Genomic DNA, 18,782 nt, shown 5'->3' on the forward strand with positions numbered 1-18,782 from the left:
AATTTTTAACTTAAAAAGCTTAAAATTTAGATATATTTTATACTATGTTTTTTATAGTCAAAACCTTTATGGTGTGAAAGCTCTAAAATAATAGAGCTTTCAAATATTATTTGAAATTATAGCGCTTTGAAGAGATACCAGAACGACAATTAACGCCATTGCTTAATTTTATAGGTCTATCAAGATGATCACATTCAATATCCCATTCAGCAGCCCAATTTGTTTTTCTATCTACAACTAAGAATTCATTATAATAAACAGTCTTTCCTTTTGCTATTTCTTGTTTCATTACTTTTAAAGGACCTCTTTGAATAACATTATATTGTTCTGGATCGTCTTTTTTGATACTTTCTATAGCATAAATCTCTAAGTTATCAGTGTTAAATTGATTTTTCATTCCTTCTTTAGCGTTATCTAAAGCTATTTTTGCATAGGTATCATCTTCTCCTGATACTTTAACTAAATTAGAATCATGTATAGTGATAACCCCTGCAAATGCTGACACATTTAAAGCAACTAAAGCTGCCAAAGCTAAACCTAATTTTTTCATTTTAATCTCCTTGAATTGAATTTTGTATATTTTAATTATTTTTCAAATCTTTTGCAAGATAATTTTTAAATTTATCTAAATTAAATTTGCATTTTATCTAACAATCATAAGAAATTTTAAAATGAAATAAAAATTTATGAGAAATCAACTCTTGTTTGAAAATGATAAAAGTAAGTGGTGCGGATGAAAGGGCTTGAAATATATAACTAAAAATAAATACCTATTTTATAGTATTTTTATAATAGTTACCTTTATTAAGTTACCTTTTTATTTGTATAGAAATTTAAAGAATATCCTTTGAAAACTTAAATCAAATTTGAAAACTACACTTTTCAAACTTTTTTTATTTGTATCATCATTAAAGCCCTATTTTATGGAGTTATTAAAAATTACATTAAGGTATTTTTAAAGTCATTTAAGTTTATTTAGCTTAAATGGAATGTTTCACGCTTTTTTTGTTTAAGTTTTCTTATTTTTTTAAACTTTTTTAGCTTGAAACTTAAACGTATTTTTTCAAAAGCTTAAGAAGTAATACAAAGGCTATTTAAAAATAAATCATCATAAATAACATTCATTTTTAAGCCCTATTTATTATTTTATCGGTTATGCTTTTTACTTCTTTAAATGTGCATAGTTTAGCACTACCATTTTCATAATCATTTAAAGCTTTATGTAGTTCTTGTTTTGTTTCTTGCCAACTTTTACCGCTCTCGTATTCAACTAAAGTATTTTATAATTATTACTTTCTAACTCATAGCTTATATTTAACTCTTTTAAAATATCTAAAAGCTTGTTTATTTCTTGCTCTTTTGCTTTTATTGTTATGGTTTTCATTGCTTTCCCTTTACTGGTTCAAAATTTAGTTATTATAACTTATTTTATTTTATAAGCCTTTAAAAGAAAAGCTATTTAATTGAAAATACTTTGACAAAGCTATATAAGTTAAAGTTAGGTAGCTTTTAACCCCTAGATTTAATCTACATATTAGCCCCTAAGTTTAGTTTAGTAGTTCCCTAACACTTAGGTGGGTAGATTAAATCTAATGACCTAACTTTTAATTAGCTCATCTTTATTAAGTGGGATTTTATATAAAAGCCATAAAAATAATCACCTTTCCCATTTCAGGTTTTCTTAATATCAGCTTAAATATTAAATTAATTTTTGTATATTTCAAAGTTTGTTTTATATGGAGTAAATTTTATTTACATCATCTTTTTTATATACTTTATAAGGATTTTATTGCGTGGTTTATTTGTATTTGAATTTAGAATATTAAAAATAGATTTTTACCCTTAAAGGTAAGGGTAGCAAGTTTAACTTACTACCTTATTTTATTTCTTTTTACTCTCTTCAAGTAATTCTTTTAATAATCTCTCTTCTTGTTTCTTATGCAGTTCTTTAAGCTCTTTAGGGGTAAATTCTTTACCTAACTCATCTTTTATAATTTCATGATAAACACTTGCATACATATCTATATTGTGATGACAATTATCTTGGTCGATAACAATTTCTTTTATTTTATCAAGCATTACCATAAGCATATCTTTTACATACTCTATACTTGTATCATTGTCAAACATGTTGCAGGTTTTAACATTGTTTTCGTCTTCCAAATCACTTAAAAATAAATCTAAAAGATATTTAAAAGCGTTTATTTTGCCATCTAAACAACTCATTCTACAATAATCTACCTTTTCCATTTTTTATCCTTTTGTATTGATTTAATAATTAAAAATCATAATTATATATTGTTTTAATCTATAAGTCAAGTATTAAAGTATTATTTTAATGCTATATGCTACAATATAGCTATTAAATTAATATAAAGGCTTAATTATGACTAATAATGATTTCGAAAGCATTCTAAAAAAATGCAACTTATCAAAAAAAGAATTTGCTACTCTTTGCGACTTGCCCTATCCTACTTTGATGAATTGGGTTAAAGCCGATAAAACGCCTAACTGGGTTAAATCTTGGCTTGAAAACTATATCAAAGCTCAAAAATACAATAAGATTAAAGACTTAATAAAAGATGATTTGTAAGTTTTGATGGGGTATCTTCAAATTTGAAGACACTATCCAAAATTGGATACACCCCCCCCCTCAACCACTTTTTATAAAAAATACTAAATTAAAATATAAAAATAAATTGATAAATATTTTCATAATTAAACCACTATGATATAAAAATTATTGCGTGAAACATTTTAAAGGCTTATTTTTAATATAAAGCAATTATAATCAATTATAAATTACCCTTTATAATTGATTAAAATGCCTATAAAATAGGGATTTGCTCCATTTTTAAGGAAAATAGCCTTTATAATTGATACAAATACCTAATTTACCATACTTTCAAACCTTAAATCCTATCAATTATAAATCTTTTCTCTTTATGCCTATGTTTTTTAAGATTTTTACTAAAAAATCATCAATTATAAGGCAAAAAGCAAAGTTATTTATAATTGATGCTTATAAATGCTTCAAATACCTATAAAATAGTTATTTCAATCAATTATAAATGCTATTTTTGTTAAAATGCTTATAAAGCCTTATTTTATCTATATTTGCTTCAATTATAAAGGCTATTTTATAATTGATTATAATTGATATATAATTTCTTTTATATAAAAAAATGTTTCACGCAATATAAAAAGAATAAAAAATATAAAATGATAAAATAACAAATGATATTATTTATCAAAATAAAAAGTATAAAAATAAACTAATATTAAAATAAGCGATTTTAAGCGTTTTTATTTTTTGTCTAAGGTGTTTTATCGGTAAAAATACTTTTTTGATTTTAGGAGTGTTTTTGTTAAGCTATAGCTATAAGATAATAATTAAGTTTTAAGCTATATGATTTAAACTCATATAGCTTTTTACTTATTCGCTAAATAAAGTTTGCTCGGCATTTATTTCTATGCCGTTAATGATGGTTTTATTCTCTTTTAAAGGCACATAATGCTTTAAAGCTTTTCCACCCGTTGCCCTTGATTTTTCTAGTATATTAAAATATAACCCTTTTCCACTTTCTAGCTTTTTAATAGCATGTGTATCGGTTTTTGATTTTTCTAAAAGCTCTAATAACTCCCCTTGCAAAATCTCGCCTTTTTGTTCTATGATTTCTTTAGCTTTTGTAAGAAAGTTTGTATCGTTTTCATTTATTGCTCTTTCTATTTTTAAATCAAGCGTATTTAGGTCTATATCTACCTTTAAATTATAAGGTAAAAAATTTCTTGCCTTTTTTGTATTTAATTCTATATTTAAAATTTCTCCATCGTTATTGCTTGTTTGTATTTTAAAAAGGTTATCGGTCGCATTTAAGAAATTAACCCCACCCATGAACTCACTTTCAGCACTCTTTCCCTTGTGATGTATAAATAAAAAAGTAGCTTCGCCTTTATGACTTATTTTTTTAATTATTTTCATAAATTCAGCTACTTTTTTATTATCATTCATATCACCATTAAAAAAGTTAAAAAGGCTATCAAATACGATAAAAACATTAACCAAACCACCGCTTTGCATTAAAGGTTCTAGATATTTTTCAACAATAAAGTTAAAATTAACTTCTATCTCATCAGTTCCACACTCTAAAGCATTGCTTGTTTGTATATAATTAAAAGCAGGATAATCTAAAAAATAATATCCCCCTATTTGCATACTTTTTTTAATCCTGCTTTTAATGGTTATTTTGCTATTATCACCATCAAAATAAATAATTTTTCTAATCTTGTTAAATTCTAATAAATGCTTGCAAATAGCAAAACTTAAAAAAGTTTTACCCTTATTAGCTTCACTTGTTAAAAAACTAATACTCCCTTTATCTAAAAAATCATCGATTAAAGATGTAAATTCTATTTTTTCTAAATCAACGCTTCTTATAGCCCATTGTGTTAAATCTACAAAAGAATTATTTTTTATATTTGCATTTTGTGATATAATTTTACTAGGGTTATAATTTGTTTCATTTGATTTCCTTTCAATATTTTCAAATTCTTTAAAGTCAAGTTTATTATTATCTAGGGCTTGACTTTTTATTTCTTTTAAATTATTAATTTCTTTACTATAATCTTTCATTTTATTACCTTTAAAAATAAATTCATTTTTTTATTAAAATAATTCTTAAAGTATTTTTCCATATAAGAAAAAAAACTATTTAAGCCTTTTTTATCTCTTTGGTAGTCTTGTCTTAACTCTTTCATTAAATAAGCTAAAAAATCTATAAAATCAGCGTTTTTTACCTCATCATAATTAAAAACACAATAACCTTTTTTTAAAGGATTTATTTGTATTAATTCTTTTAAAAGCTCTAAATTAGCTTTAAAACTGCTCTCATCGTTTTCAACTATAAAAACTATTCTTTTATTATCGATGAGGTTTAAAAGCTCATTTATTTGCTCGTGTGAGTGTATATTTTGCATCACGCTATCACTTTGAAAACAAACCGCGTTTAATCCCAGCAATTCACTTACTATAATTTCTTTTATGCCACTAAAGATAAAACAATAATCTTTTAATAAGCCTTTTTCTTTGGCTTTTATAAGTTTTATAAATTTATTGCTACTACCTTTAACTTTAAACCATTTGACTAATTCATTTTTAAAAAGCTTTTCTCTAATAGCTACGCTTTTAATTTCGTTTTTATCTTTCAAGATAAAAGCTAAACTTTTATCATCTTTTGAAAAAGCAAAATAGTCTTTTAAAATACTTTCAAACTCATCATCTTTTAAAAAATTTAATTTACATAAGTGCATAAAAAGTCTAAAATCATTAAAAAAAGCTTTTTCTAAAGCCTTACATTCTATAAAATCGCTATTAGCTAAATTAAAATTAGCCTGTAAAGAATAAGCTATATTTTTTAAATAGCTATTATCTTTTAAAGGCTCTTTTTGTGGTTTAAAGCTACCCACCTTTTGCGTGGGTAACCTGTTAAAATCACTAAATATAATCAAAGCTTCTTTTAACTCAACATTTTCTTTAAAAGCTATAAAATCGATTATATCTCCACTAAAACTTCCGTTAAAATCAGTAATCAAGCAAGTGTTAGTTTTTATTTTAAGGCTTTTATTGTGCTTTTCATTTCCTTGTTTATCAAACTCCAAACCATAACGTAAATATAAAAAATCAACTATAGAATAATAATTTTTTATATACGCCTTTATTTCATCATTAAAAAGGCTTATACTCATTTTAAGCCTTTAATTTGTGTTTTAAAGCTTCATAAGTTGCCTTACAAGCATTTAAAAGAATAATCCTTTTTTGCTCTTTCTTTATAAAAACCTTATTTTCTAAAAAGCTTTTTTTATGAACTTCTAAAACTGATAAAAGCTCTTTAATTTCTTTTTCAAAGCTTGTATTTTTTAGTAGTGGTCTAAGTTTATCTTTCAATAGGCTAAACATTGAAAAATCAAAATATTTAAATCTTACATTAAAAATAAATAATAACTCATCTTTTAAGTATTCTAAAGCTTGTCTATCATTCATAACTTACCCTTTAATTGATAGTATGGTTTTTAAACCACTCATCAAGCTTAACTTTTTCATAAAAGATTTTTTTACCTATTTTAATATAAGGTATTTTCTTTTGCATTCTGTATTTATTTTGAGTATCTTTGCTTAAGCTGTAAAGTGTAATTACTTCTTGTATAGTTAAAAAGTCTTTGTTTGTGTCTTGCATTTTATATCCTTTCTAAATTTTATTAATGCAATTAATAAAGCCATTAAAAAGGAATTAGTAAGTTTAAATTTATTACAATTTCTTTTAAGGGCTTAAACTATGGCTCTTATAATGAAATTGTGCGTTTTAATTCTTTGTTTGGCGACTTGATTGAAACGCACTAGCTCAAAAAGTTTAAAGCTTTTCAAGTTTCATTAAATTAAAAAATATTATTTGAAATATTTTATGGAGTATTTTAGCAGTTTTTAAAATAAAAGACAAGACAAAATTAAAATTAAAATATTTTAATTAATTGTATTATATATTAATTATATCTTAAATAATTATCAAAAGCTTTTATAATAGCATTTTTAAGCTCTTTTCTTTTAACTTCTCTTTTATTCAGTTTATATTTTTCTTGCATTTTAAACATAAAATCATCAAAAATATTATTACAAGCATTGATGTAATTTTTGTTATTGTTAAAATCTATAGAAAATAAAATATTTTTATTAATAGCTAGCTTTATGTAAAAATTGATATATTCTTTTATATTTCTACTTAGCAGTCTATTGGTAAATATATAATTTTTCAATTCTTCTGCTACTGGTATTTTTCTACAAGCATTACAAAATTTATAAAAATGATATTGGACTATTATTGTATTTTTTAGTATATTTTCATCTTTCAAATTTTCATCTAATATTTTTAAAGCTTTGACTAATATTTCATTATCTTTTTTTATTTGTGTTGAAGTTTTTTTTATTTCGCTTTTAAATATAGTATTATATAAAAACTTTTCCATTGAAAATTTTACAAAATGTGATAAATTATGTATTATATTTTCTCTTTCTTTTACTCTTTCTCTTGGGGATAATTTGTTAAAAATCTTAAAGCTATTAAAAAGAATATCATTATTAAGTAAAAAATCACATAAGGCAATTTTTTGTTCTTCTATCTTATTATTTAAAATTGTGCATTCTTCACTTTGAAAGATAAAATATAAAGGATTTTCAAGCCAACTATTACATAAATAATCATATAAATAGTTTTCATCTTTTGCTTTTTCTATTTCTATATTATAATATGGCTCTATTTTATCATTAATGGCTTCTTGACATTCTCTTTCTTTTTCCCATTTTATCGCCACTTCAAAATCAGCTTTAAAACTTGGTAACATCGCTTATTTTACTCTCTTTTTCCCATTTAACCACTTATTAAAATAAACTTAAATTAAAGCCATTAATAGTAAGTTTCTTTTCTTTTTTTAACTTTACTTTTGTATTTGCTATTTTTGCCATTGCCTTAATGGCTTTTGCCAAATCATCACTTACATTTTCTAAAATCAAGTTCATTTTTAACCCCTTAAAGTGTTTTAATATATGCCTTAGCCGATACCGCTAAAAATGCACTCCTTGATAAGCCCATTTTTTTAGAATAAAAGTCTATTTCATCTACAAGACTATTTTTTAAGGTAATAGCTAGATTTTTACTTTTGTCTTTTTGTATGGGTTCTGGGATAAACTCATTTTTAGCCAAAGCTTCTTCTAAATAACAAGCAAAGGCATTTTTTAAATCTTCTATTGCTTCGTTTGGTGTTTTACCATCTCCTGCCATTAAGACAAGTTTATTAAGTTCTTTATCATCAAATTGTGCGAAATAATCGCCATCATCAAGTTTTACTAAATTAATCTTATAAGGCAAATTCAAATAATAATTTATATCTTTTTTCATTTTTCACCCTTTAAAAGTTTTAATATTTGCTTTACATAAACTTCTTTTATAGGTTTATGCAAAGGCACAATAATGCTTTTATTATCTTTTTTAAATTTATGATGACTTCCCCTAATACTAACTAGTTCATAACCATACCATTTTAAAAGCTTTTCTATGTTATCAAAACTTGCATTTTTGGGGTTATTTTCTAATTCTTTGATTAACTTTTCTTTGTTACTCATATATGTATTATATATATAATTGTCTTAAAATATTTTAAATGTATTCAAAGTCTTACAAGGTATTTTATATTTTATTAAGTATTTGTATTTTATAATTCTTTTACATTCAAAGGGGGGCTCAACCCCTATTAAGATAATCTAACAAATCTTCATTTATTAAGCAAATCAAATCATTTAAAAAGTTTTCTATCTTACCAGGCATTAAACCTATATTAGTCCCTTTTTCTTTTGTGCTTATGCGTGGATATAATTTATTATCATTTTCTCTAATTTTTAAAAGATTTTCAAAATGACAGGCTCTATTCCTTAAAGTATGTAGCAAGTTTAAAACTATATTAACTTTATCTATATTATCAAAGCCTTGTTTTGTATTTTCGTAAATAAAAAAGTTTCTATTACTACTGCTATACTTCCTAAAATCAAAAGCCCTTAAATCTAAAATCTTATTTTGCACCTTATAGGATATGATTAATTTAGCTACTACACCTAAGCTAAGGCGTGATAAGATTTGATGAGGTTCTAAACTTTCTTTGTCTTTAAACTCATTTATTTTAGCCAATAAAAAAGGATTATCGCTAGTTTTTATCCATTCTTTGCAATTACTATTTAATTCATAATCTAGGGCATTTCTTAGATAAATTTCAAGTATTGCTATTTTAGGTATTATCTTAGATATTAATTTCAAGTTCTCAAAATGTTCGTTTATATCTTTATAATGCTCTAATCTTTGTTTTGAAAAGATAAAATCTAAATCTAACATTTTAATCTTTTTCTTGTAGCTTTTTTAAAGCTTCATTAGCTCTTTGACTTGCCTTAAGTGTATCATTAGTCGCATAAATATTTATAGTGCTTAAATCCCTATGCCCTAAAGCTCCACTAATAACTGCGGGATTAACTCCATTTTGCATTAAAAAACTAGCCTTTATGTGCCTTGAAAAATGGGGCGTCCATTCTTTTACTCCGCTAAGTTCTCTTATTTTGGCTTCTTGCCTTGCCAAATTTGATATTTTTTTACCGCTAATGCTAGAAACAAAAACTAAACCTTTGTCTTGTTTAACCTCATCTTTTAAAGCCTTTAGTGCATTATAGCATTCATCATCTAAGGCGTGCTCTTGTGCTTCGCCATTTTTTGTCTTTGGCAAAAATATGGTTTTTCTTTCTAAATCTACATTTTGCCAAAGCAAACTTAAAACCTCATCCCTACGCCTACCACTATGTATAAGCAAGAATAAAGCCTTATAAAGTAAATTATCTTTGTATAGTTCTAAAATAGCATTTAAAATAGCTTCATATTTGCCTTTAGGATTAGTAACAAGCTTTTTATTTTGCACTCTATCAAGCTTTAAACCTAATGTAACATTTTCATTAATCCATTTATTTTTTACTGCATATCTAATCATAGGGCTTAGCACTTCTTTAATGGCTCTATTATATGTTTTTGGCTCTAATCCTTTGTTTTTCATTCCATTATAAAACTCTTGCACCTTGTAAAGCGTAAGTTCATCTAAGTGTATATTTCCTAATGGCTCTAAGATATGATTATTAAAAATGCTTATTAGATTTCTTATGTGTCCTTTGTGTTGTTCGTTTAAATCTTTTATGTTGTAATTGGTTTTTATAAATATCTCAAAAAGATTTTTTATCAAAATGCTAGAGTTTAAAGCATATCCAACGCTAAAAAGCTTTTTAAACTCGTTTTCATATTCTTTAGCTCTTGCAAGTGCTATTCTTATATATTCGTTTTCATTCCACGCAGGGCGCAAAGGAATAGTAAAAGCGTGTTGCTTTTCTTTACCCCCATTTTGCATTCTAAATAAAAAGGCGTTGATTTTATTTTTATGTCTTTTTAAATGCGTCCCTTTTCCTATTGGTATATTATAATCCTTTCTATCAATCGCCATTTTTAACCTTATTATTTTTGCTATATTATAGCGTATTTCAAAGCCTTATAAACTTAATAAAATTATCTTAGGTTACCTTTGCTTTAAGGTTAAGGCTTATTTTTACCTTTTTTGCCGCTAAACTTAAATGGATTAAAAGGACTATTTTATAGCTATCCTTTTATCCGGTTACTATTAAAAGTTACCTGCTAAAAGGTTGCCTTTTTGAAATAATTCGAAATGATATAATGGGACTTCAAAGGCTTCAGCGTAATTTAAGCAAAATCTCTCAAAGTATGGTAAAATGGGGTTTAGAGTGGTGCGGATGAAAGGACTTGAACCTTCACGCATTGCTGCACCAGATCCTAAGTCTGGCGTGTCTGCCAATTTCACCACATCCGCTAAAGTGGTACGCCCAAGAGGATTCGAACCTCTGACCTACGGCTTAGAAGGCCGTTGCTCTATCCAGCTGAGCTATGAACGCATATAAAATCTTGGTGGTGCGCCCGATAGGAATCGAACCCATAACCTACAGATCCGAAGTCTGTTGCTCTATCCAGTTGAGCTACGAGCGCTTAGTGGGGTGAGTGATGGGAATTGAACCCACGACCCTCAGGACCACAATCTGATGCTCTAACCGACTGAGCTACACTCACCATTTTGTATAAATTTATAAAAAATGGTCGGGGTGAAAGGATTCGAACCTTCGGCCCCTTGGTCCCAAACCAAGTGCGCTAACCAGACTGCGCTACACCCCGAATAAATAAAAGGAAATATTTTATCACAAAATAATTTTAAAGTCAAGGATTTTCATCTCTTATTCTTAAAAAAACCGGAAAGCGAGGTAAGGAATTTTTGGTCAATCCATTAAATTTATAAGTCACAATACTACCAATTTTTGGAGGATTTTTTCTATCTTCATCTTTTAAACCACTGCCTATTTTAATGATTTGTCCATTAGGCATTTTACAAAGTAAGGCACCTACTTGATTTTCAAATTTACCCTTACCCTTGCGAAATCCTACCAACTCACATTCTGCATCATCATAGGGTTTTAATTTCATAGCATTTTTACTTCTGCCTTTTTCATAAGGACTTAAATTTTTGCGTATGACAATACCTTCACCTTGATTTTTTATAATGCTTTCGTAAAATTGATTTAAATTATTTTGATTTTCAACTGGAATTTGAGGAATAATTTTTATATAGGCACTAGGATATTTTTGCAAATACTCTTCTAAAACAGCCAAACGATTTTTAAGAGTACAAGTAGAAATTTGAAATTCTTCGCAAGCATTTGGCACATCAAAAATATTATAAGTTACTTCCTTCCATAAGGTCAAATTGCTATCGCCACTACGAATTAAAGCTGAAATTTCATCAAATTTATTTCTTGCTATCCAAAGCTCACCATCAATAGCAAAAGGAGGGAAATTTTTTGTAAAAAAGTCAGGAGTTTTTATTTTATAATTTTGGCGAGTTTTTAGATATTTTCCATCCCAAATTCCACGTACTCCATCAAATTTTTCGCTCATCAAGTAAGCATTAAAATCTTTAGAGTTAAAATCTTGCTTATCGAATTTGCTAAGAAGTAAAATTTCATTAGCAAAAACTAAACAAGCACAACATATTAAAAAAATAAATCTCATCAAAGCAGATTAATCATATATCCAGTTGCATCTTTTTGAATATTATAATTATAAGTTCCATCAAGATATATTACAAGTCGATAATATCCTTTATGAGATCCAAAGTCTATGCGTTTAAAAATAGAATTGCTAAGGCGTATGTTTTTTGTAGGGCTAATCATTTTAGATCTAAAATCTATAACGATTTTGCTTGGATTTCCTACTGAAAAATCTGTGATCATTTCATCACTAGTGTTAAGTTTTATTTTGTTTTTATAAACCGCGTAAGAAATAAAATCATAAATCTTTGCAACCTGTAAAGGTATTTCAACATTGGCTGTTGAGTTTGATTCTTGTTTAGAACTATTTTTTTCAGGTATAGTAACTGAAACATCAAGTACTTTTGAAGGATCAGGGCTTTTAAATCTTGATATAGTATAAGTATCGTGCCAATCAATACTTTTATTGACATCTAAATCGATCTTATCTTCACTTCCGTCTAAATTGATATAATTAAAAGTAATGCTTTTTAAAATTCTTGCACTAGAATTAAATTTAACTTCCTCTTTTTGAAATTCAGGTGGAGCAACCAAGGTTATATTTTGATCTGTCTTGAAAGGATTTTCATCAGCATATAAAAGAGAGGTAAAAATAAAAAATATTGCTAAAATTCTAGTTTTCATTTGGGTATAATCCTTTTAATTCAAAATAATCTTTTTGTGCTTTAGCATTTTGTTCTTTGAGCAAAATAATCTTTTTATTAAGCTCTTCTTTGGTATTTTCTAAGCTCAATAAAGTATCTAAAGAATACTGCCCAAAAAACATATTGCCAAAATAAATCGCTCCAATTACAACAAGAAAAGCCCAAAAAATCATTTTTATAACATGGGTATAAAAACTTTTTTTTCTTGTGCTTTCGTCGTATTCTTTAAGTAAATCGCTCAGAGCTTTTCTCCTAAGTATTCATCACTTTCAAGTTCAATTTCAAGCAAGCGATTGTATTTTGCAGTTCTTTCGCCTCTTGCTAGGGCTCCTGTTTTGATTTGTCCTGTATTTAAAGCTACGGCAAAATCTGCTATAAAAGCATCTTCACTTTCGCCGCTTCTATGACTCATCACGCATTTATAGTTATTTCTTTGTGCTAAACGCACAGTTCTCATAGTTTGGGTAATAGTTCCGATTTGATTTGGTTTAATAAGCACAGCATTTGCCATTTTTTTGATGATGCCTTCTCTTAAAATATCTTCATTAGTTACAAACAAATCATCGCCTACAAGCTGAATTTTATTGCCCAATTTTTCAGTAAGCTTAATCCAACCTTCAAAGTCATTTTCAGCTAAGCCATCTTCGATACTGCAAATTGGATATTTTGCACAAAGTTCTACATAGCGTTCGATCAAATCCTCGCTTGAAAAAGCCTTGCCTTCCATGTGGTATTTACCATCTTTGAAAAATTCTGTACTTGCTACATCAAGAGCAATTTTTACACGATTTTCATAACCTGCTTTTTTGATACAAGTCATTAAAAGATCGATAGGTTCTGTGTTATTAGCTAAATTTGGAGCAAAACCGCCTTCATCACCTAAAGCTGTAGAATGTCCAGAATTTGCGAGTTCTTTTTTTAATATCGCATAAATTTCACAAACTGAACGCAAAGCTTCTTTAAAACTAGTAAAACCAAAAGGCATGATCATAAATTCTTGAAAATCTACATTGTTGTTTGCATGAGCACCGCCATTTATGATATTACACATTGGTACAGGTAAAATGCTCGCATTTGCACCACCTAAGTAGCGATACAAAGGCATTCCCAAAGCAGCCGCAGCCGCACGAGCTGTTGCCATAGATACGCCTAAAGTCGCATTTGCACCTAAATTTGAATAGTTCTTTGTTCCATCAAGCTCACGCAAAGTATCATCAAGTTGAGTTTGATTAAAAGCATCTAGCCCTAAAATTTCATCTGCAATGGTTTCATTGACATTTGCAACAGCTTTTAAAACGCCTTTTCCGCCAAATCTTTCATCATTATCACGCAATTCTAAAGCCTCTTTTGAACCTGTACTTGCACCACTTGGAACTATGGCCGCACCTACACTTCCATCGCTTAGTGTAACTTCGGCTTTTACAGTTGGATTTCCTCTGCTATCAAGAACTTCATAGGCTCTAACATCTTCAATTACTAACATTATTCTTCTCCTTCGTCATCTTCGCTACCGCTGAACATACCTTCTATTCCCATAGAATTTTGAATCGCTTTTGTGATTTCATCTGCAATTTCAGGGTTTTCTTTTAAAAAAGCTTTTGAGTTTTCTCTACCTTGTCCAAGTTTTTTATCTTTATAAGAGAACCACGCACCACTTTTATCTACAATATCAAGTTTTACACCGTAATCAATCAACTCACCTTCACGGCTTAAACCCTCTCCAAACATCACATCAAATTCAGCTTGTCTGAATGGAGGAGCAACTTTATTTTTAACTACTTTTACTTTTACACGATTTCCTATAGGTTCTTCGTTTTGTTTTAAGGTTGCTACTTTTCTAACATCTAAACGCACAGAAGCATAAAATTTTAACGCATTTCCACCTGTTGTGGTTTCAGGAGTACCATAACCCATAGCACCGATTTTCATACGAATTTGGTTGATGAAAATTACTGTGGTATTCATTTTATGAACTATACCTGTAAGTTTTCTTAGAGCTTGAGACATAAGTCTTGCTTGAAGTCCTACATGTTGATCGCCCATATCGCCTTCAATTTCTGCTTTTGGGGTAAGTGCTGCAACACTATCTACTACGATAAGATCTACTGCACCACTTCTTGCTATAGTTTCTACAATTTCTAAAGCTTGCTCTCCAAAATCAGGCTGAGAAACATACAAATCATCTGTATTTACACCTAAATTTTTAGCATATTTTACATCAAGCGCATGTTCTGCATCGATAAAAGCACAAACTCCACCTGCTTTTTGGCATTCTGCGATAATGTGTAAAGTTAGAGTGGTTTTACCTGAACTTTCAGGCCCATAAATTTCTATAATTCTTCCTTTTGGAACACCGCCTATACCTAAAGCAAGATCAAGCCCAACTGAACCTGTGCCTATGCTATCGATTTGCTCAACTTCTTTATCCCCTAGTCTTAAGATAGTGCCTTTTCCAAAGGTTTTATCTAAACTTTTTAGGGCAGCGTCTAGGGATTTTCTTTTATTATCATCCATAACTTTCCTTAAAAATTCTAAATTTTTAGCTAGAATTCTAACAAAATAAAATTAAATAATGATTTATTTTGCTAGAATTAGAGCAAAGATTTAAAGGAAGCATAGATGAAAAAAATTACTATTGCGCATTCTCCTGATGCTGATGATATTTTTATGTATATGGCTATTAAATTTGGGTGGATAGGGAATGATTTTGCTTATGAAAATACAGCTTTAGATATACAAACTTTAAATGAATTTGCTTTGAAAAATGAATTTGATGCTACGGCTATTTCTTTTGGGCTTTATCCTTTAATTGCTTCTGAATATGCGCTTTTACGCACAGCAGTGAGTTTTGGCGAAGGTTATGGGCCAAAACTCATCAAGAAAAAAGACACACATTTAAAAAGAAATTTTAAAGTCGCTTTGAGTGGAGCAAATACCACCAATGCTTTGATTTTTCGTATGAAATACCCTGAAGCTAGAATTATTTATAAGAATTTTTTAGACATTGAAAATGCAGTTTTAAGTGGTGAAGTAGATGCAGGAGTTTTGATCCATGAAAGCATTTTAGAATTTGATCAAAGTCTTTGCGTGGAAGCAGAACTTTGGGATATATGGCTTGAATTTGCTAAAGAAAATTTACCTTTGCCTTTAGGTGGAATGGCTTTGCGTCGCTCTTTGCCTTTAAGCGATGCGATTAAGATCGAAAAGGATTTAACCAATGCTGTAAAAATCGCCGATGCAAATCGTAAAATTTTAGCCCCTATGCTTATGGAAAGAAAACTTATCCGTGTTGATGAAGAAAAACTGGATACTTATCTTAATCTATATGCCAATAAAAACTCCATTAGCATGAATCAAACTCAACTTTTAGCTGTAGATACGCTTTTTAAACTAGGATATGATTATAAATTTTATGATAAAATCATACATGTAAATGATTATCTTATCCCTAGCGAATACGAAGAAGCTAGAAATTCTTAAAAAGGATAAAAATGGATGAAAGTACCTTAGTTGCTCTTGGAGTGCAAACCTTTAAAATCACACTTTTACTTTCCTTGCCTATGCTTTTAGCAGGGCTTATTGCAGGGCTTGTAATCAGTATTTTTCAAGCAACTACACAGATTAACGAAATGACACTTTCTTTTGTTCCTAAAATCATCCTGGTTGTAGTTATTTTAATCTTTTTAATGCCTTGGATGACTACAACTATGATTGACTTTACTGAAAACATACTAAATCAAATTCCAACTTTTATCAAATGATCATTGATTTTAAAAAATACTCTTCTGTGCGTATAGGAAATGAATTTGAAGTTTTAGTTTTGGATCAAATTTGTGATTTTGATGGTTTTTTAATAGGCGGCGCAAATAACCTTTTAGTTAGCCCAAAACCTAAAAATATAGGAGTTTTAGGAGATAGTTTTGATTTTATACAAATTTTAGATCAAAATAAAGATTTCACCCATCTTCGCATAGGCTGCAAAACAAAATCAAGCAAAATATATCGCTTTGCCAAAGAAAATAATCTTAAGGGTTTTGAGTATTTAAGCAAAATTCCTGGTACACTTGGCGGGCTTTTGAAAATGAATGCAGGACTTAAAGGAGAGTGTATTAGTCAAAATTTAATCAAAATTGCTACTTTTCAAGGCGAAATTTTAAGAGAAAATATAAATTTTGATTATCGTTTTTGTCCTTTAAATATGCCTTTTTTTTGGGCTGAATTTAAACTAAACTTTGGCTTTGATACCCTTAAAGATAAAGCTTTAAAAAATGCAAGGAACAACCAACCTAGTGGAGCAAGCTTTGGCTCTATCTTTAAAAATCCAAAAAACGACTTTGCAGGACGTTTAATCGAAGCTGTAGGACTTAAAGGATTTAGCAAAGGAGATGCTATGTTAAGCGATAAACACGCAAATTTTTTAATCAATAAAAAAAATGCAAGTTTTGAAGATGCGTTTTTTCTTATCAAATTAGCCAGAAAAAAAGTCTTTGAAGAATTTGGCATAAACTTAGAAAATGAAGTGATTATAATCTAAACACAGAAAACAATAAAAGTCTAAAAAATTTACTCTTAATCTAACTTTAAATAAAACATAAATTCAAACCATATAGTTTTATTATAATAAGTATTTAATAATATTTTAAGTATAACTATTTTAATATTCTGTCGTTTTATTTTGTATTTTATATTATTTTTAAAAAATATAATATATAGAACAAATTATAAAGGGAGGAAATTCTTATGAAAAATATCACATTAACTAAAACACCTATAGGAGAGGGTAAAGAACCCTGTTTAAATTCTAAAAAGATAGTTTTATCTTTAGCTACTATTTCTTTCTTAGCGAGTTGTGCTAATGCTACACTTGCTCCTGAAATAAAAACTTATGATGAAGCAAATAAAAATACTAAAGCTAGATCAGCAAGTGTTTATCAGAATACTAATACGACTGTAAGTGGTTCAGAAACTAACACAATAACCATTACTGGAAATGGAACATCAAATTCTTTAACAATCGGATCAAGCGGAACTTTAGGCAGTATAGGTAATAAAGGTAATATTATTTACGCCCATGCTAGTGGTAGCGATACTCTTACACTTACCAATCTTACCAACAATGGAACCATCAATGGTAAAGTAGCCATACAAAATAGCCAAGATAACCTCACAGGAACCATCACTGTTAACACCTTTGAAAATAAAGGTCAAGTTAATGGTCAAATTTATATGGGAATTTGGGGAAATAATTCAGGAACTCTTAATATAGATAAATTTGAAAATAGTGGGACTATAACAGCTTCTAATAATGATAAAGGAATTTTTTTCGAAGGAAAAAATACCAATATAGAAACCTTTAATAATAGCGGAACTATCACAAGCAATTCAATTGCCATTGATGTTGCAAACAATTCCAATATAAATAGCTTTACTAATAGTGGTTTTATTAGTGCAGGCAAGGGGGTTAATATAGGCCAAGGTACTATGACAAATTTTACCAATGCTAACAGTGGAACCATACAAGGCTCAGAAGCAGGAGTGCTTGTTAATACAAAAATAGATACTTTTACTAATAAAGGTTTAATTGATTCAATTGGACAAAGCATAGAATGGAGTAACGGGGTTTGGGTAAGTGGAAACACTGATATCAAAACTTTTGTTAATGATGGAATTATACAAGGAGTTTCTGGGGCTATAAGATCATCGGGTGGAACCATAGAAAATTTTATCAATAATGGTACTATGAATGGTGGTTCTGCTGCCATTCTTATACAAAATAGCATTATAAAAACACTTGAAAATAAAGGCACTATAAATAGCACTAGCGATATAGATTGGGGTGGTGCCATAAAACTAGGACAGGGTGGCACCATAGAAAATATCATCAACACAGGAACTATCAATTCAGCTACTTCTGCTATATATGTATCCTATGGTAAATTTGGAACACTTACCATAAAAGATGGAGGTGTAGTTTATGGAAAAAAAGCTGGAATAGCAGTAGGTCAATGGCAAACTCTAGGAGAATTATATATAGATGGAACAAACTTAAAAAAAGATGGTACAGTAAGTGGAATTTATAGCGATAATCATGGAATTGCTTTAGATGTTGGTTCAAGTACTAGTAAAATAGAACTTAAAAATGGTGGCATTATACAAGGTAAAGTTAATGGTATAAGATTAGAAAAAGCAGCTTCTTTAAGCGGAGAAATAATTTTATCCGGTGAAGGATCTAGAGTAGAAGGTGGAAGTGGCGCTGGTATATCTAATGAAAGCGGAAAAATAGAAGGCTCTATAAAAGTAGAAGATGGAGCTACTGTAACTTCTTCTTCAGGTCAAGCTATCTCTAATTCTGGCTCAGGAAGTATAACAGGTGGTATTACAGTTAGTGGGGAAAACACTAA

21 protein-coding genes, 5 tRNA genes and 1 pseudogene are annotated in these 18,782 nt (G+C 28.6%); 5 read left to right on the forward strand and 22 right to left on the reverse strand.

Translation table 11 applies throughout. The annotated features are described in order from the left end of the window. Positions 1-106 precede the first annotated feature (106 nt). Together AJ886_RS07700 and AJ886_RS07710 are read right to left on the reverse strand one after the other, a co-directional pair. On the reverse strand, positions 107-550 hold the full coding sequence (locus tag AJ886_RS07700) for a hypothetical protein (RefSeq protein ID WP_070287496.1): 444 nt from the start codon (positions 548-550) through the stop codon (positions 107-109). 1,331 nt (positions 551-1,881) lie between these two features. Beyond that, positions 1,882-2,250: a hypothetical protein gene (locus tag AJ886_RS07710; RefSeq protein WP_070243021.1), complete on the reverse strand. Its 369-nt coding sequence runs from the start codon at positions 2,248-2,250 to the stop codon at positions 1,882-1,884. Positions 2,251-2,386: 136 nt separating this feature from the next. Here AJ886_RS07710 and AJ886_RS07715 point away from each other — a divergent pair, with 136 nt between their 5' ends. Beyond that, positions 2,387-2,593 (forward strand): hypothetical protein, encoded by a 207-nt coding sequence (locus AJ886_RS07715; RefSeq protein ID WP_002870306.1) that lies wholly within the window; start codon positions 2,387-2,389, stop codon positions 2,591-2,593. A gap of 843 nt (positions 2,594-3,436) precedes the next feature. Here AJ886_RS07715 and AJ886_RS07720 read toward each other — a convergent pair. The 20 genes from AJ886_RS07720 to recA all read right to left on the reverse strand — a co-directional run bounded on the left by AJ886_RS07720 (position 3,437) and on the right by recA (position 14,895). Further along, complete coding sequence (locus AJ886_RS07720; RefSeq protein WP_070287497.1) at positions 3,437-4,633, reverse strand: AAA family ATPase; 1,197 nt, start codon at positions 4,631-4,633, stop codon at positions 3,437-3,439. After that, the gene (locus AJ886_RS07725) at positions 4,630-5,745 is read right to left on the reverse strand and encodes a hypothetical protein (RefSeq protein ID WP_070287498.1); all 1,116 of its coding nucleotides are present in this window, start codon (positions 5,743-5,745) and stop codon (positions 4,630-4,632) included. The genes AJ886_RS07720 and AJ886_RS07725 overlap by 4 nt, the downstream gene beginning before the upstream one ends. Position 5,746: 1 nt before the next feature. After that, positions 5,747-6,040, reverse strand: a complete 294-nt coding sequence (locus AJ886_RS07730; protein WP_057100553.1) for a hypothetical protein — start codon at positions 6,038-6,040, stop codon at positions 5,747-5,749. A 10-nt stretch (positions 6,041-6,050) separates the two neighbouring features. After that, a complete protein-coding gene (locus tag AJ886_RS07735) occupies positions 6,051-6,233 on the reverse strand; it encodes a helix-turn-helix domain-containing protein (RefSeq protein ID WP_002869698.1) in 183 nt (60 codons plus the stop codon). Positions 6,234-6,537: 304 nt separating this feature from the next. Continuing rightward, a complete protein-coding gene (locus AJ886_RS07740; RefSeq protein ID WP_070243027.1) occupies positions 6,538-7,392 on the reverse strand; it encodes a hypothetical protein in 855 nt (284 codons plus the stop codon). Between the two features lie 37 nt (positions 7,393-7,429). After that, a complete protein-coding gene (locus tag AJ886_RS10585; protein ID WP_186820747.1) occupies positions 7,430-7,567 on the reverse strand; it encodes a hypothetical protein in 138 nt (45 codons plus the stop codon). A gap of 10 nt (positions 7,568-7,577) precedes the next feature. Continuing rightward, a complete protein-coding gene (locus tag AJ886_RS07745; RefSeq protein ID WP_002860113.1) occupies positions 7,578-7,946 on the reverse strand; it encodes a hypothetical protein in 369 nt (122 codons plus the stop codon). Further along, entirely contained in the window at positions 7,943-8,170 is a 228-nt protein-coding gene (locus AJ886_RS07750) for a type II toxin-antitoxin system HicA family toxin (RefSeq protein WP_070287499.1), read from the reverse strand. Before AJ886_RS07750 ends, AJ886_RS07745 begins: the two co-directional genes overlap by 4 nt. A gap of 118 nt (positions 8,171-8,288) precedes the next feature. Further along, positions 8,289-8,930, reverse strand: a complete 642-nt coding sequence (locus AJ886_RS07755; RefSeq protein WP_070243029.1) for a hypothetical protein — start codon at positions 8,928-8,930, stop codon at positions 8,289-8,291. A 1-nt stretch (position 8,931) separates the two neighbouring features. Then, complete coding sequence (locus AJ886_RS07760) at positions 8,932-10,071, reverse strand: tyrosine-type recombinase/integrase (RefSeq protein WP_070239935.1); 1,140 nt, start codon at positions 10,069-10,071, stop codon at positions 8,932-8,934. A gap of 296 nt (positions 10,072-10,367) precedes the next feature. Further along, positions 10,368-10,452 (reverse strand) — tRNA-Leu (locus tag AJ886_RS07765). A 5-nt stretch (positions 10,453-10,457) separates the two neighbouring features. After that, positions 10,458-10,534, reverse strand: a tRNA-Arg gene (locus AJ886_RS07770). A 14-nt stretch (positions 10,535-10,548) separates the two neighbouring features. After that, a tRNA-Arg gene (locus AJ886_RS07775) sits at positions 10,549-10,625 on the reverse strand. A gap of 4 nt (positions 10,626-10,629) precedes the next feature. Beyond that, positions 10,630-10,706, reverse strand: a tRNA-His gene (locus tag AJ886_RS07780). A gap of 24 nt (positions 10,707-10,730) precedes the next feature. Continuing rightward, positions 10,731-10,808: transfer RNA gene (locus AJ886_RS07785), tRNA-Pro, on the reverse strand. 42 nt (positions 10,809-10,850) lie between these two features. Continuing rightward, entirely contained in the window at positions 10,851-11,699 is an 849-nt protein-coding gene (locus AJ886_RS07790; RefSeq protein ID WP_044794075.1) for a DNA ligase, read from the reverse strand. Further along, the gene (gene cgpA, locus AJ886_RS07795; RefSeq protein WP_002851387.1) at positions 11,699-12,361 is read right to left on the reverse strand and encodes a glycoprotein CgpA; all 663 of its coding nucleotides are present in this window, start codon (positions 12,359-12,361) and stop codon (positions 11,699-11,701) included. The genes AJ886_RS07790 and cgpA overlap by 1 nt, the downstream gene beginning before the upstream one ends. Beyond that, the gene (locus AJ886_RS07800) at positions 12,351-12,554 is read right to left on the reverse strand and encodes a hypothetical protein (RefSeq protein WP_002839177.1); all 204 of its coding nucleotides are present in this window, start codon (positions 12,552-12,554) and stop codon (positions 12,351-12,353) included. The genes cgpA and AJ886_RS07800 overlap by 11 nt, the downstream gene beginning before the upstream one ends. 65 nt (positions 12,555-12,619) lie before the next feature. After that, a complete protein-coding gene (gene eno / locus AJ886_RS07805) occupies positions 12,620-13,864 on the reverse strand; it encodes a phosphopyruvate hydratase (protein WP_002862301.1) in 1,245 nt (414 codons plus the stop codon). Further along, on the reverse strand, positions 13,864-14,895 hold the full coding sequence (gene recA, locus AJ886_RS07810; protein WP_002862302.1) for a recombinase RecA: 1,032 nt from the start codon (positions 14,893-14,895) through the stop codon (positions 13,864-13,866). Before recA ends, eno begins: the two co-directional genes overlap by 1 nt. A 105-nt stretch (positions 14,896-15,000) precedes the next feature. On the opposite strand from recA, the gene AJ886_RS07815 reads away from it, so the two are divergent. The 4 genes and pseudogenes from AJ886_RS07815 to AJ886_RS10590 all read left to right on the forward strand — a co-directional run. Then, positions 15,001-15,861: a menaquinone biosynthesis family protein gene (locus AJ886_RS07815; RefSeq protein WP_070287500.1), complete on the forward strand. Its 861-nt coding sequence runs from the start codon at positions 15,001-15,003 to the stop codon at positions 15,859-15,861. An 11-nt stretch (positions 15,862-15,872) separates the two neighbouring features. Continuing rightward, positions 15,873-16,142, forward strand: coding sequence for a flagellar biosynthesis protein FliQ (gene fliQ, locus AJ886_RS07820; protein ID WP_002851290.1), 270 nt, complete (start codon positions 15,873-15,875; stop codon positions 16,140-16,142). Further along, entirely contained in the window at positions 16,139-16,915 is a 777-nt protein-coding gene (locus tag AJ886_RS07825) for a UDP-N-acetylmuramate dehydrogenase (RefSeq protein WP_070243034.1), read from the forward strand. Before fliQ ends, AJ886_RS07825 begins: the two co-directional genes overlap by 4 nt. Before the next feature lie 206 nt (positions 16,916-17,121). Beyond that, positions 17,122-18,782: pseudogene (locus tag AJ886_RS10590) on the forward strand (hypothetical protein); the annotation flags it as partial.

It is taken from the genome of Campylobacter sp. BCW_6465 (assembly GCF_001762815.1).
Classification (GTDB): Bacteria; Campylobacterota; Campylobacteria; order Campylobacterales; family Campylobacteraceae; genus Campylobacter_D; species Campylobacter_D jejuni.

What these genes read in the sequence shown, in the direction of transcription:
- AJ886_RS07745 (WP_002860113.1), bottom strand. Translation starts at nt 7,946, where the DNA reads ATGAAAAAAGATATAAATTATTATTTGAATTTGCCTTATAAGATTAAT.
- AJ886_RS07700 (WP_070287496.1), bottom strand. Translation starts at nt 550, where the DNA reads ATGAAAAAATTAGGTTTAGCTTTGGCAGCTTTAGTTGCTTTAAATGTG.
- AJ886_RS07790 (WP_044794075.1), bottom strand. Translation starts at nt 11,699, where the DNA reads ATGAGATTTATTTTTTTAATATGTTGTGCTTGTTTAGTTTTTGCTAAT.
- AJ886_RS07710 (WP_070243021.1), bottom strand. Translation starts at nt 2,250, where the DNA reads ATGGAAAAGGTAGATTATTGTAGAATGAGTTGTTTAGATGGCAAAATA.
- AJ886_RS07760 (WP_070239935.1), bottom strand. Translation starts at nt 10,071, where the DNA reads ATGGCGATTGATAGAAAGGATTATAATATACCAATAGGAAAAGGGACG.
- AJ886_RS07750 (WP_070287499.1), bottom strand. Translation starts at nt 8,170, where the DNA reads ATGAGTAACAAAGAAAAGTTAATCAAAGAATTAGAAAATAACCCCAAA.
- AJ886_RS07800 (WP_002839177.1), bottom strand. Translation starts at nt 12,554, where the DNA reads ATGATTTTTTGGGCTTTTCTTGTTGTAATTGGAGCGATTTATTTTGGC.
- AJ886_RS07725 (WP_070287498.1), bottom strand. Translation starts at nt 5,745, where the DNA reads ATGAGTATAAGCCTTTTTAATGATGAAATAAAGGCGTATATAAAAAAT.
- fliQ (WP_002851290.1), top strand. Translation starts at nt 15,873, where the DNA reads ATGGATGAAAGTACCTTAGTTGCTCTTGGAGTGCAAACCTTTAAAATC.
- AJ886_RS07740 (WP_070243027.1), bottom strand. Translation starts at nt 7,392, where the DNA reads ATGTTACCAAGTTTTAAAGCTGATTTTGAAGTGGCGATAAAATGGGAA.
- AJ886_RS07720 (WP_070287497.1), bottom strand. Translation starts at nt 4,633, where the DNA reads ATGAAAGATTATAGTAAAGAAATTAATAATTTAAAAGAAATAAAAAGT.
- AJ886_RS07825 (WP_070243034.1), top strand. Translation starts at nt 16,139, where the DNA reads ATGATCATTGATTTTAAAAAATACTCTTCTGTGCGTATAGGAAATGAA.
- AJ886_RS07755 (WP_070243029.1), bottom strand. Translation starts at nt 8,930, where the DNA reads ATGTTAGATTTAGATTTTATCTTTTCAAAACAAAGATTAGAGCATTAT.
- AJ886_RS10585 (WP_186820747.1), bottom strand. Translation starts at nt 7,567, where the DNA reads ATGAACTTGATTTTAGAAAATGTAAGTGATGATTTGGCAAAAGCCATT.
- AJ886_RS07715 (WP_002870306.1), top strand. Translation starts at nt 2,387, where the DNA reads ATGACTAATAATGATTTCGAAAGCATTCTAAAAAAATGCAACTTATCA.
- cgpA (WP_002851387.1), bottom strand. Translation starts at nt 12,361, where the DNA reads ATGAAAACTAGAATTTTAGCAATATTTTTTATTTTTACCTCTCTTTTA.
- recA (WP_002862302.1), bottom strand. Translation starts at nt 14,895, where the DNA reads ATGGATGATAATAAAAGAAAATCCCTAGACGCTGCCCTAAAAAGTTTA.
- AJ886_RS07735 (WP_002869698.1), bottom strand. Translation starts at nt 6,233, where the DNA reads ATGCAAGACACAAACAAAGACTTTTTAACTATACAAGAAGTAATTACA.
- eno (WP_002862301.1), bottom strand. Translation starts at nt 13,864, where the DNA reads ATGTTAGTAATTGAAGATGTTAGAGCCTATGAAGTTCTTGATAGCAGA.
- AJ886_RS07730 (WP_057100553.1), bottom strand. Translation starts at nt 6,040, where the DNA reads ATGAATGATAGACAAGCTTTAGAATACTTAAAAGATGAGTTATTATTT.
- AJ886_RS07815 (WP_070287500.1), top strand. Translation starts at nt 15,001, where the DNA reads ATGAAAAAAATTACTATTGCGCATTCTCCTGATGCTGATGATATTTTT.